At 61.0% G+C, this 9,599-nt stretch carries 14 protein-coding genes; 11 read left to right on the plus strand and 3 right to left on the minus strand.

Annotated elements, in window-relative coordinates; translation table 11 throughout:
* On the plus strand, positions 1–117 hold a 117-nt coding region (locus tag B3M53_RS08155; RefSeq protein WP_349678831.1), incomplete at its 5' end, for an SsrA-binding protein.
* A gap of 12 nt (positions 118–129) precedes the next feature.
* Here the strand turns inward: B3M53_RS08155 and B3M53_RS08160 are convergent.
* Complete coding sequence (locus B3M53_RS08160) at positions 130–1,170, minus strand: helix-turn-helix domain-containing protein (RefSeq protein WP_286800055.1); 1,041 nt, start codon at positions 1,168–1,170, stop codon at positions 130–132.
* Positions 1,171–1,441: 271 nt separating this feature from the next.
* On the opposite strand from B3M53_RS08160, the gene B3M53_RS08165 reads away from it, so the two are divergent.
* Positions 1,442–1,627, plus strand: a complete 186-nt coding sequence (locus tag B3M53_RS08165) for a hypothetical protein (RefSeq protein WP_022702168.1) — start codon at positions 1,442–1,444, stop codon at positions 1,625–1,627.
* A 102-nt stretch (positions 1,628–1,729) separates the two neighbouring features.
* Positions 1,730–2,206, plus strand: coding sequence for a toxin-activating lysine-acyltransferase (locus tag B3M53_RS08170; RefSeq protein ID WP_286800057.1), 477 nt, complete (start codon positions 1,730–1,732; stop codon positions 2,204–2,206).
* Positions 2,207–2,221: 15 nt separating this feature from the next.
* On the opposite strand, the gene B3M53_RS08175 is transcribed toward B3M53_RS08170, so the two are convergent.
* On the minus strand, positions 2,222–2,881 hold the full coding sequence (locus B3M53_RS08175; protein WP_286800058.1) for a uracil-DNA glycosylase: 660 nt from the start codon (positions 2,879–2,881) through the stop codon (positions 2,222–2,224).
* The gene (locus B3M53_RS08180; protein ID WP_286800060.1) at positions 2,871–3,443 is read right to left on the minus strand and encodes an NYN domain-containing protein; all 573 of its coding nucleotides are present in this window, start codon (positions 3,441–3,443) and stop codon (positions 2,871–2,873) included. The genes B3M53_RS08175 and B3M53_RS08180 overlap by 11 nt, the downstream gene beginning before the upstream one ends.
* Before the next feature lie 4 nt (positions 3,444–3,447).
* On the opposite strand from B3M53_RS08180, the gene folK reads away from it, so the two are divergent.
* The 8 genes from folK to B3M53_RS08215 all read left to right on the plus strand — a co-directional run.
* Positions 3,448–4,041: a 2-amino-4-hydroxy-6-hydroxymethyldihydropteridine diphosphokinase gene (folK, locus tag B3M53_RS14690; RefSeq protein ID WP_349678828.1), complete on the plus strand. Its 594-nt coding sequence runs from the start codon at positions 3,448–3,450 to the stop codon at positions 4,039–4,041.
* A gap of 47 nt (positions 4,042–4,088) precedes the next feature.
* Positions 4,089–4,466 carry a DNA-directed RNA polymerase subunit omega gene (rpoZ, locus tag B3M53_RS08185; RefSeq protein WP_160091763.1) on the plus strand — a complete coding sequence of 126 codons (378 nt, stop codon included), beginning with the start codon at positions 4,089–4,091 and terminating at the stop codon, positions 4,464–4,466.
* Positions 4,467–4,471: 5 nt separating this feature from the next.
* Entirely contained in the window at positions 4,472–6,715 is a 2,244-nt protein-coding gene (locus B3M53_RS08190) for a RelA/SpoT family protein (protein ID WP_022702174.1), read from the plus strand.
* A complete protein-coding gene (pyrE, locus tag B3M53_RS08195) occupies positions 6,712–7,296 on the plus strand; it encodes an orotate phosphoribosyltransferase (protein WP_286800061.1) in 585 nt (194 codons plus the stop codon). The genes B3M53_RS08190 and pyrE overlap by 4 nt, the downstream gene beginning before the upstream one ends.
* Positions 7,296–8,054 (plus strand): pyridoxine 5'-phosphate synthase, encoded by a 759-nt coding sequence (locus tag B3M53_RS08200; protein WP_160091762.1) that lies wholly within the window; start codon positions 7,296–7,298, stop codon positions 8,052–8,054. The genes pyrE and B3M53_RS08200 overlap by 1 nt, the downstream gene beginning before the upstream one ends.
* Positions 8,051–8,458: a holo-ACP synthase gene (acpS, locus tag B3M53_RS08205; RefSeq protein ID WP_022702177.1), complete on the plus strand. Its 408-nt coding sequence runs from the start codon at positions 8,051–8,053 to the stop codon at positions 8,456–8,458. The genes B3M53_RS08200 and acpS overlap by 4 nt, the downstream gene beginning before the upstream one ends.
* Positions 8,459–8,477: 19 nt before the next feature.
* Positions 8,478–9,164: a ribonuclease III gene (gene rnc, locus B3M53_RS08210; protein ID WP_273146913.1), complete on the plus strand. Its 687-nt coding sequence runs from the start codon at positions 8,478–8,480 to the stop codon at positions 9,162–9,164.
* A partial coding sequence (locus B3M53_RS08215) for a GTPase (protein WP_286800063.1) occupies positions 9,157–9,599 on the plus strand: 443 nt, incomplete at its 3' end. The genes rnc and B3M53_RS08215, both read left to right, overlap by 8 nt.

Below are 9,599 nucleotides of genomic sequence, written 5' to 3' on the forward strand. Positions count from 1 at the left end.
ATCGCCAAGCTTCAGATCGCGCTCGCCAAGGGCAAGAAGACGGTCGACAAGCGCGAGACGAAAAAAGAACGCGACTGGCAGCGCCAGAAATCGCGCCTGATGAAGAATTTCGGCTAGACACGTTCAAGGCTATCTGGCGAAAGCGCGGATCCAGGCGTCATAGCTCTGCTGGGAGACCGTTTCGGCTTTCGGCTCTGATGAAAGCACGGATGTGCGCGCGGCTTTGGCTTGACCGGGCGTCAGGCCGTACTGGCGTTTGAAGGCGCGGATATAATCGCTGTCTGACCTGAAACCCCATCGGTAAGCGATTTCGCTTCTTTGCAATCCGAGCTGATCGGGGTTCAGAAGATCATGCAAGCTCCTGCGCAAACGGCGGCGACGGATCTCGCTCGCGATGCCGTCCAGGTGCTGAAACAGGCGGTAAAGTCGCGAGCGGGATAATCCCAGAGCGGCCGATATCATCTCCGGACTCAAGGCGGGGTCGCCAAGATTGTCGTCGATGAAATCCAGAACGGCGTTCACAACCGCAAAATCAATGGCGGCGTCATCAAGACTGACGGATGCTTGTTCGGTGCGTGCGTTGAGGATGCTTTCGGTCAGGCTCAGCAGCGGCTCGATTGAGGCGAGCCCTTCATCAAGGGTCATATCGGCGCGATTGGCGTCCAGTGACAGGATGAACCCGTAAAGCAACTTGGCGAGCGCCGTTTCCCGGGGGATGACGCGGCGATGATGCCCGTCCGCGGAGACAAGTCTGCGGCTGAGCAGATTGCGCGGGATGACAGCGGACACGGTCTGAAATCCGTAATCGACCGCTTGCAGGGGCGCGCTGGCGTCAATGATGTAGATGTCGCCGGGTCGGACCTGACGCACCGTCCGGCCATCCTGGACTTCACAATGACCCTTGGTGAAGACCTGAACGATATAGCTGTCCAGACCGTCGGTGAGGATTTTCTGTGGCGGTCGTTCAAAGGACTGGGTTTCTGATGTGATGCGGCCCAGAACGATCTGGCCCAGCGCTGTGGCGTCAACCTGCGCATGAAAACGGGTCGGCGTGATCCGCATATCGATTTTCGCGTCGAAGACCACATTGATGCTGTCACGCCAGACCGCGAACCGCTCCTGAGGTTCGACGCTGCGGGTGTCAAAGATTGACCGGTCCAGTGTGCTCATACAATTCGCCCTCTGGCGCTCACGTCAGGGGCTGCCTGAAATACCTCTATAAGGCGAGTTAGCGTCATCGGAACACTATTCTCGTCCTTCACGCCTGTTTGGGACGATATGTCGATGATTTGAGACGCGCTGTACACGGATAGTCATAGCGATATTCCACGGCTTCGATACCGTGAAAAGAGCGCCGCTATCCAAAGTAGCGTGCGGAAATCCCGCAATTTTTATCGAGCTTTACCCTCGTTGGTGGGCTGGAGAATTCAGGAGAACGACCATGGTCTTGATGAGAATCAAACCGAACCACGATGGCGCGTCAGTCGAGCTGCCCGTAGAGCTGTCTGCTTCGGTTCAGTATGTGACCGACGCTGTGTCATCGTTTGACGCCGCGGCTCTGGCGGTTCTGTCGACCAAATCAATCGATTTGGCCAACACGGTGAGCGCGCTGCCGTTCATCGGCTAACGCTCGCTGATAAGGCCGCCGCGTAAACCTCGTGCTTTTCGCGGCGGTCTGTTCCTGTGCAGTTGATGCTGCGCGTATCATGACTATCGCAAGCGGGCCTTTATGACCGACAATGTACTCGATCCGATGACGGCGCTGGGCCAGATGCTCTGGCTGTCGTCTCGTGCGTCAAATTACGCGCAAATGCCCTTGGGCAATATCGTGTCGAGCTTTGAATCCGCTATTTCGACACAACAGTTTCGCATCTATCGCTCTGGCGACAACGCCCCCTTGGCGTGCGTGTGCTGGATGTGGCTTCATGAAGAACATGAAGAGGCCGCCATCGCGACCATGAAGGCGGCGCCGTTCGGTGAGCTTGAAATGCAGTCGGACTGGGTGGGCGGCGACCGTCTGTGGTTTTTCAACTTTATCGCGCCGTTCGGCCACGGCCGGGCCGTGGCGTCCGATTTGCGCAACAATGTCTTTCCCGGCGTTAGTGCGCGCGCGGTGCGCGCCGACAAGCGTGGAAAGATCAAGCATACGGCGCTGTTCCGCAATGAAGCGCCGCGCTCCGCGCACAAGGCCTCCGAGACGGCTTAAGCGTCGTCGTTCGGGTTATGTGTCCAGATGAGCCCGCGCGGCGCGGAACACATTGTGAAACATGGCTTCTGTCAGCCGTCCGGTGTTCGTGTTGTACCGCGAGCAATGATAGCTGTCGAAAAGGGACAGAGGCCCGTTCGGCCCCTCCACATAATGACGCGCGCCATGACCGAACGTGAACGCGGATTGTTTATAGCCCAGCGCCTTGACCGTGTTCTCGTGTGAGACGCGCCCGAGGCAGATCAGCGTGGACAGTCGGGGCAGGGCCTTGATCCGGGCCGTCAGGAACGGGCGGCAATTGTTCATTTCCGCGCCGATCGGCTTGTTTTGCGGCGGCACGCACCGCACGGCGTTGGTGATCATGGCGTCCACCAGCTTCAGATCATCCTGGCCGTCAGGATCAAAGCGTCCCTTGGAAAAGCCGAACGTCTCAAGCGTCGGGTAAAGCAGATCGCCCGCCCAATCGCCCGTGAAGGGGCGGGCGGTGCGATTGGCCCCGCCACGGCCAGGCGCCAGCCCGACGATCAGAAGACGCGCGTTCTGATCGCCAAAGCTGGGCACGGCGCCGTTGAACCAGTCTGGCTCAGCGGCGATGTTTTCAAGCCGGTATTTGACCAGGCGAGGGCAGAGCGCGCAGTCGGGTGCGGGCTCCGCCGGGACCGGATTACTCGTCATCACCGTTTTCGCCATCGTCAAATTCGCGCTGACGGCGCTCACGTCCCACCAGCTGACCCAGATCGCGCAGCTCGATGAAGGTGTCGGCCTGGCGGCGCAGATCATCGGCCGCCATGGGCGGGGAGGATTTCAGGGTCGAGACGACAGAGACCCGAACGCCCTTGCGCTGGACTGCTTCGACCACTTTGCGGAAATCGCCATCGCCGGAAAACAGCACGATATGGTCGAGATAGTCGGCGGCTTCCATCACATCGATGGCCAGGTCCACATCCATATCGCCCTTGATGCGGCGGCGTCCTGAATCGTCGGTATATTCCTTGGCCGCCTTCGTGATGACCTTGAAGCCGTTATAGTCCAGCCAGTCGATCAGGGGGCGGATGGGCGTATACTCTTCGCTTTCAATCAAGGCGGTATAGTAATTGGCCCGGATCAGACGCCCGCGCTTGCGAAATTCTTCAAGCAGGCGTTTGTAATCAATGTCAAAATCAAGGTTTCTAGCGGCGGAATACAAATTTGCGCCATCAATGAACAAACCGAGCTTTTCGTTCGGGTAGAAGGTCATGCCTATGCCTTTCCAACAATCTATTCGTTTGAATGAGGCTCAGCGGGGCATATTCATCGCCCTGGGAGCCAATCGACCTTATCGTCGTCACACGCCTTTTGAAAACCTGCAGCATGCGCTGCAACTGCTCTCTGAACGTGAGGTTTCGGTCCTTTCGTGTTCGCGGCCCTGGCGGACGCCCGCCTGGCCTGATCCGTCTCAACCGCCTTTTTTGAACGCCGTCGCCCAGATTGCTTGGGAAGGTGAAGATCCGACGGCCCTGATGCAGATCCTGCATGAGGTTGAAACGGCCTGCGGACGCGTCCGATCCGTTCGGAATGCGCCTCGCACGCTTGATCTTGACCTTATTGATTTCAAAACAAGGGTCCGGGCGCCAAAGACGGGAAACGATCTGGCGTTGCCGCACCCGCGCGTCAATGACCGCGCCTTTGTGCTCTTGCCTCTGCGCGAAATTGCGCCACACTGGCGCTGCCCGGTCAGCGGAGACTTTATCGACACGCTGATCAGCAGGTTAAGCTGGACTGACCGCAAGGACTGCCGTCCTGCGGGGGGTGTGCTTCATGCTGCGACGCACAGGTTGAAGCGTGGCGCCACATAAGCTATCAGCAGTCTTTCAAGTTTTACGTATTCAAGGAGCGCCCCGGCATGGCTCGCGTTACCGTCGAAGATTGCATTGACAAGGTCGACAACCGGTTCCGTCTGGTTCTTCTGGCCGCGCACCGCGCTCGGAACATCTCTGCCGGCGCCGAGCTGACCCTTGATCGTGACAACGACAAGAACCCGGTCGTCGCTCTGCGTGAGATTGCAGAAGAGAAGCTGGATCTGGATACGTTGGGTGAAAGCCTGATTTCCGGCCTGCAGCGCGTCATCCCGTCAGATGATGAAGACGGCGGCATTGAAGAGCGCGTCCCGCAGACCGAAGCGCCCGCCGCTCCGGCCTTGCCTGCGCCTGAAATGGACGAGACCGCCATGCTCAAGGCGTTGCAGTCTGACCGTGACGGCCCTGCTGACGGCCGACTCTAACTCTCATGAGTGCGCTGGCGTCCCCGTCTGCGCTCGCTTCCGCCGACGCGATCCCGAGCGCCGACGACCTAATCGCGCGCGTTCAGGCCTATTACCCGCAAGCTGACGCGGACCTGATCCGGCGCGCCTATGAGTTTGCCCGCGACAGCCATGAAGGGCAGTCGCGGCAATCCGGCCATCCTTACTATTCCCACGTTGTCGCCGTCGCCATGTTGCTGGCCGAGTTGCGTCTGGACGTGGCGACGATCTGCACCGGCTTGTTGCACGACACGGTTGAGGACACGCCTGCGACGCTCGACGATATCGAGCGCTTGTTCGGCGCGGACGTCGCTCAGCTGGTGGACGGGGTCACCAAGCTGGGGCAGATGGAGCTGGGCTCCAAGCGCACCAAACAAGCGGAAAACCTGCAAAAACTGGTCGTGGCCATCACCCGCGACGTTCGCGTCCTTCTGGTGAAGCTGTGTGACCGGCTGCACAATATGCGTACGTTGCATTATGTGCCCAAGCCCGAGAAACGTGAGCGGGTCGCGCGGGAAACGCTTGAGATCTATGCGCCTTTGGCGCGGCGGATCGGGGTGAACCGGGTTTGCGTAGAGCTCGAAAACCTCTCTTTCCAGAACGTCAATCCAGCGGCCTATGAATCCGTCACCCGGCGTCTGACCGAGCTACGCGAAACCCGTGCGGACGCTGTCGCCATCGTATCCTCGACACTCTCGGAACGGTTGACCGAAGCCGGGATCGACTGTCGTGTCTTCGGGCGGGAAAAGCGGCCCTATTCGATCTGGCGCAAGCTGGAGAAGAAGGGCGTTTCGTTTGATGATATCGCCGACATTTACGCCTTCCGCATCCTGACTGAGGACGCTGAGGCCTGCTACGCCGCACTGGGCGTCGTCCATCGGACCTGGCGCTGCGTGCCTGAGCGGTTTCACGATTATATTTCCACGCCCAAGCCCAACAATTACCGCTCGCTTCACACCACCATCATCGGTCCGGGCAATATCCGCATTGAACTGCAGATCCGCACCGAAGAGATGGAGCTGGTGGCGGATACCGGCGTCGCGGCGCACTGGCGCTACAAGACTGACGACGGTTACGCCTATGATCCAAAGGCGGCGCGCGAGGCGGGCGGCGATCCGCTGGACCGTTTGCGGCCCTTCGTCGAAATTCTGGAGCAGGGCGGCGATCCGGACGAATTTCTCGAACACGCCAAGCTCGAGATGTTCTCAGACCAAGTCTACTGCTTCACGCCCAAGGGCCAGCTGATCGCTTTGCCCAATGGCGCGACGCCGCTTGATTTCGCGTTCGCAGTGCATACCGAGCTTGGCTATTCAGCCATTGGCGCCCGGATCAATGGCCGCGAACGTCCCTTGCGCACCCGCCTGGGCAATGGCGATGTCATCGAGATCGTCAAAGGCGGCGAACGCCATCCGCCTGCAGGCTGGGAGGATATGGTCAGCACAGGCCGCGCCCGGGCGGCGATCCGCAAGCTGATCCGCGAATCTGAAAGCGAAGAATTCGCCCGGATCGGCCGTGTCATCGCCGAACACGCCTTCGCGCGTGAGGGCAAGGAATTCCGCGACAGCGCTCTGGGCGACGCGCTCAAACGGCTGGAGCTGGACGATGTCGAGGCCCTGATGATTGCCTTGGGGCGCGGCACCGTCAGCTCGTCTGAAATGCTGGATGCGGTCTTTCCAGGTCAGCGCGAATATGACGGCGATACGCTGTCTGATCGCGAGCGGATCGAGGATGGCAAAGGCTCGCTCTTTGTGCACGGACGCGGCCTGACGCCGGGCGTCTCGCTTCATTTCGCGGAATGTTGCTCGCCCATGCCGGGCGACAGGATTGTGGGCGTGATGCAGCCGGGGCGCGGCGTCGTGGTCCATGTGATTGACTGCGAACGGCTCGCCGAATTCGAAGACGACGCCAGCCTGGCCAACTGGATTGACCTCAAATGGACGCCGGAAGCGGATACGCGGGGCGTCTCCATAGGCCGCATCCACGCCACCATCCGCAATGAACCGGGCGTGCTCGCTGAGATCGCGGGCGTGGTCGGCGATGCGCGCGGCAACATCACGGATGTGAAAACACTGTCGCGCACGCGTGACTTTTTCGAGATGGCGTTTGATGTCGAGGTGTTCGATGCGCGACATCTGTCCAATATTGTCTCGGCGCTGAAAACCAGCGACCGGGTGGTGTCGGCGGAGCGCGCGCGTTTCACCGAAGACCCTGCGTTAAAGGAGACCGCATGACCACCAAGGACGTGCTGGCGGAGTTCAAGGAAGCGGGTGCGCTTCTTGAAGGTCATTTCATTCTCTCGTCCGGGCTGCGCAGTCCGGTCTTTTTGCAAAAGGCGCTGGTGTTTCGCGATGCGGCGCGCACCGAACGCCTGTGCAAGGCGTTGGCGGACGCTCTGAAGGCGGCGGGTCATGGCCCGTTCACCGCCATCGTCTCGCCGGCCATGGGCGGGATCATTCCCGGCTATGAAACCAGCCGTCACATGCACTTGCCCTTCATGTTCGTGGAGCGCGAGAACGGCGAGTTCGCTCTGCGTCGCGGGTTCGAGTTGACCGCCGCCGACCGGGTCTTGGTGATTGAAGACATCGTCACGACTGGTCTGAGCTCGCGCGAATGCATCACCGCGATTGAGAAATCCGGCGCAAAAGTCGTCGCTGAGGGCTGTCTCGTGGATCGCTCCGGCGGCAAGGCCGATGTGGGCGTGCCGCTCGTGGCGCTCGCCACAGTGAACTTTCCCGCCTATCCCGCTGACGCTCTGCCGGAAGAGCTGGAACGCATTCCTGCGATCAAGCCGGGCAGCCGGGGGCTGGCCTGATGACACAGCCGCGCCAGCGCCTGGGACTGAATATCGACCATGTGGCGACCATTCGGAACGCCCGCGGCGGCGTTCATCCTGATCCGGCGCGGGCCGCGGCGATGGCCCATGCAGCGGGAGCGGACGGATTGACGATCCATCTGCGTGAAGACCGGCGTCATATCCAGGACGCAGATCTGCAAAAGGTGCGCGAAGCCTCGGACCTGCCGATAAATCTTGAAATGGCCGCGACCGAGGAAATGACCGAGATCGCGGTGGCGTTCAAACCGCACGCCGCCTGCATCGTTCCAGAAAAGCGCGAGGAACGCACCACCGAGGGCGGGCTGGACGTGGCGGGCCTGCATAACCAGATCGCGCCCATGGTGCGGCGACTGGCGGATGCGGGCTGTCGCGTTTCGCTATTCATCGAGCCCGACCCGGTCCAGATCGCGGTGGCGGAAGTGCTGGGTGCGCCGGTGATCGAGCTGCATACCGGGCGTTATGCGGAGTTGTGGCTTGAAGGCGGCGCGGACGCGGCGTCCTCTGAGCTGGAGCGTATTCGTCTGGCGGCTGTCGAGGCGCGTAAACGCGGTCTCGAGCCCCATGCCGGGCACGGCCTGACCTTTGACAATGTGAAGCCGATCGCCGCCATTTCAGAGATCGCCGAACTGAATATCGGTCACTTCCTGATCGGGGAGGCGATTTTTACAGGTCTCGACACGGCCGTGAAACACATGCGCGCCTTGATGGATGAAGCGCAGGCGGAGCGCGCCCGGTGATCCTTGGGATTGGATCAGACCTGACCGATATTCGCCGCATCGAGCGGGCGATTAACCGGTTCGAGCGCCGGTTTCTGGACCGGATCTTCACTCCCGCCGAGCAGGCGCGGGCGGAAGCCCGGCCGGGACGAATAAACACGTATGCAAAACGGTTTGCAGCGAAAGAGGCCTGCGCCAAGGCCCTGGGCGGCGGCTTGTGGCGCGGGGTCAGCTTCACCGATATCGAGGTGATGAACCTGAAGGGCGGCAAGCCGAGCATTGATCTTTACGGCGCGGCGAGAAGCCAGCTCGACGCCCTGTGTTCTGACGGGCAGGACGCACGCATTCACCTCACCATGAGCGATGAGCCGCCCTATGCGCAGGCTTTCGTAGTGATTGAAGCGGTTGACCCAAGGTCCAGTTGAGAGAATGAAGCCCCGTATCATGAGTGATCGGATCAAAGATTTTGAAGCGCGCATCGACTACCGGTTCAAGGACCGGGAGCTTCTCGAGCGCGCGCTGACCCATGCGTCGCACGGTGATGGCCGGTCGCGGGCGTCGTCCAATGAACGTCTGGAGTTTCTCGGGGATCGGGTTCTGGGCCTGATGGCGAGCCAGAAGCTCTATGAAACCTTCCCGAACCTGGAAGAAGGCGGGCTGGCCCAGCGTTTGAACGCGGTGGTCAACAAGTCCGCCTGCGCCCGCGCGGCGCGCCGGTGTGATCTGGGTGAGGGGCTGCGCCTCTCCGCCGCCGAGGAACGCCTGGGCGGACGCGAGAAGGAATCCATCATCGCGGATGCGTGCGAAGCGGTGATCGGCGCGCTCTATCTGGATGGCGGTCTCGAGGCTGCGCGCACGTTCTTCACGACGTTCTGGGCGGACGAGTTTGATAAGCTGACTCGCCGCCCCAAGGACGCCAAATCCCAGCTTCAGGAGTGGGCGGCGCAAAAAGGCTATGGCGTCCCCATTTATGAGACTGTGGCGCGCAAGGGGCCGGATCACCGGCCTATGTTTGAAATTGAAGTCCGGCTCGACGGTGTCGCGCCGGCGCGCGGCGAGGGCGGGTCCAAACAGGACGCCCAGCGCGCTGCGGCCTCGGAAATGCTCAAACGGGAGGCCGTAGATGGCTGATCAGAACGCCACGCGTGCAGGCTTTGTCGCCATTATCGGCGCGCCGAACGCGGGCAAATCCACCCTTGTGAACGCTCTGGTGGGCCGCAAGGTCTCCATCGTCACCCCCAAGGTGCAAACCACGCGCTTTCAGGTCCGCGGCGTGATGATGCATGGCGCCGCCCAGCTGGTGCTGGTGGATACGCCTGGCGTGTTTGCGCCGCGCCGCCGGCTTGACCGGGCCATGGTCGCCAGCGCCTGGGAAGGCGCCGATGATGCGGACGCCATCGTCCATGTGGTCGACGCCGCCGCCCAGCTGAGCAAGGCGCGCCGCACGGTGGAAGATGTGGAGCGCGTGATCGATGGCCTGAAAGCCCATGACCTCAAGGCGGTTCTGGTGCTCAACAAGATTGACCTCATCAAGCGTGACGAATTGCTGTCCCTGTCTCAAAAGCT

The sequence above is a fragment of the Oceanicaulis sp. UBA2681 genome (assembly GCF_002354675.1).
In the GTDB taxonomy this organism is placed as follows: domain Bacteria; phylum Pseudomonadota; class Alphaproteobacteria; order Caulobacterales; family Maricaulaceae; genus Oceanicaulis; species Oceanicaulis alexandrii.

Coding starts and splice junctions, on each gene's coding strand:
- B3M53_RS08160 (WP_286800055.1), bottom strand. CDS start 1,170: ATGAGCACACTGGACCGGTCAATCTTTGACACCCGCAGCGTCGAACCT.
- B3M53_RS08165 (WP_022702168.1), top strand. CDS start 1,442: ATGGTCTTGATGAGAATCAAACCGAACCACGATGGCGCGTCAGTCGAG.
- B3M53_RS08170 (WP_286800057.1), top strand. CDS start 1,730: ATGACCGACAATGTACTCGATCCGATGACGGCGCTGGGCCAGATGCTC.
- B3M53_RS08175 (WP_286800058.1), bottom strand. CDS start 2,881: ATGACGAGTAATCCGGTCCCGGCGGAGCCCGCACCCGACTGCGCGCTC.
- B3M53_RS08180 (WP_286800060.1), bottom strand. CDS start 3,443: ATGACCTTCTACCCGAACGAAAAGCTCGGTTTGTTCATTGATGGCGCA.
- folK (WP_349678828.1), top strand. CDS start 3,448: ATGCCTTTCCAACAATCTATTCGTTTGAATGAGGCTCAGCGGGGCATA.
- rpoZ (WP_160091763.1), top strand. CDS start 4,089: ATGGCTCGCGTTACCGTCGAAGATTGCATTGACAAGGTCGACAACCGG.
- B3M53_RS08190 (WP_022702174.1), top strand. CDS start 4,472: ATGAGTGCGCTGGCGTCCCCGTCTGCGCTCGCTTCCGCCGACGCGATC.
- pyrE (WP_286800061.1), top strand. CDS start 6,712: ATGACCACCAAGGACGTGCTGGCGGAGTTCAAGGAAGCGGGTGCGCTT.
- B3M53_RS08200 (WP_160091762.1), top strand. CDS start 7,296: ATGACACAGCCGCGCCAGCGCCTGGGACTGAATATCGACCATGTGGCG.
- rnc (WP_273146913.1), top strand. CDS start 8,478: ATGAGTGATCGGATCAAAGATTTTGAAGCGCGCATCGACTACCGGTTC.